Raw genomic sequence first — 1,469 nt, forward strand, 5'->3', positions numbered from 1 at the left:
AACATAGCGCAGCAGCAGCTACCTGCAAACCCCAAAAACATACACCCTAATGAAAACCAACCTGCGAAATGTTTATCCGACGCTTTAACTAAAAAACGTTCAGGGTGCTCTTCAAAAAAACGTCGTTTTTTCGAGCTTTTTTCAAATCTTCGAGTAAAGTACAAACCATCAAATTGTTCGGTTAAAGATGCATGATTAAAACTTTGAAAAAAACGGTTATAGGTCGTTTCTTTCGGTAAGGTCGGTATAAAATTTATCATCACATTCCTTGTGTATGAATATCGTTAAAACAATTAAACTGGGCAACCACAAGTGATTTGAATAAGTATTTGTTTAAACTTGTATGTGTTATCTAAAACAGGTTTAGGCATAGCTGGGTCTATCGGCCAGACTTCCCACGGTTTGGTAATTTCGGCTTGTGGTTTATCAAAGGCAAAATTAAACGCTTCTGAGGTCAGCTCGTCTTCAATTTTACTCTGCTGTTCAAAACTCATATCTTGCCAAAAGCGTTTTGGCCTGCCATTGTCCTTATCAAAAGCAGCTGTCACCGGGTCAAGGTGTCTTACTTCTTCATATTCAGGTACATCGGGTAATGGTTTGGTGTTATCCATAAATCGGCACACTTCTTCCCAAAATAAGTAACAGTAGGTGCGGCTATTGGTCGCTTCTGATACAACCACCTCCACCTCAGATTCCGGGTATTTTTCTAGATCGACATGATAAATATAAGGAAGTTGAGCCTGACTACCGTACTGAGTCGTGGTCCTATATTGGGTAGTACAAACAATATCTTGCCAAGCAAAACTGGCGTTACCAAATTCATCTTTTTCAGTTTGATGAAAAAAAGTCTTGGTATAGCCAACCCGGCCAGTTAAGCGATCAAAATAAATAATATGATCAGAGCCCACATGCTTGGTCCAAGGGAATGCATTTAACCAAAATAAATTCCAAATAAGAACGGCAATAAAAAAATGGTACTCAAATGGCTCATCAAAATAAAAAATCAGCCAAGCAGGTAAATAAATGGCGCAAAGACAACTCCCTGTAAACCCCAAAAACATACATGCTAACGTTAACCACCCAGTAACATGTTTATCAGACGCTCTAACTAAAAAACGTTCTGGGTGCTCTTCAAAAAAACGTCGATTTTGTGAGCTTTTTTCATATTGTCGAGTAAGGTAGAGTCCATCAAATTTCTCCCTTAAAGAAAAATCGGCTTTGGGTTTATAAAAACGGTTATAGGTCGTTTCTTTGGGTAAGGTCGGTGTTAAATTTATCATCACATTCCTTGTGTTTGAATATCGTTAAAACAATTAAACTGGGCAACCACAAGTGATTTGAATAAGTATTTGTTTAAACTTGTATGTGTTATCTAAAACAGGTTTAGGCATAGCTGGGTCTATCGGCCAGACTTCCCACGGTTTGGTAATTTCGGCTTGTGGTTTATCAAAGGCAAAATTAAACGCTTC

2 protein-coding genes are annotated in these 1,469 nt (G+C 38.2%); both read right to left on the reverse strand.

Annotation, left to right across the window (positions count from 1 at the left end; all coding sequences use genetic code 11):
* Positions 1-260: hypothetical protein (locus HR060_RS19090; RefSeq protein WP_174201856.1), on the reverse strand; the 260-nt coding region annotated here is incomplete at its 3' end.
* Between the two features lie 33 nt (positions 261-293).
* Positions 294-1,280, reverse strand: coding sequence for a hypothetical protein (locus tag HR060_RS19245; RefSeq protein WP_217434984.1), 987 nt, complete (start codon positions 1,278-1,280; stop codon positions 294-296).
* Positions 1,281-1,469: the final 189 nt, after the last annotated feature.

The organism is Marinifaba aquimaris, from assembly GCF_013328345.1.
Taxonomy (GTDB): domain Bacteria; phylum Pseudomonadota; class Gammaproteobacteria; order Enterobacterales; family Alteromonadaceae; genus Marinifaba; species Marinifaba aquimaris.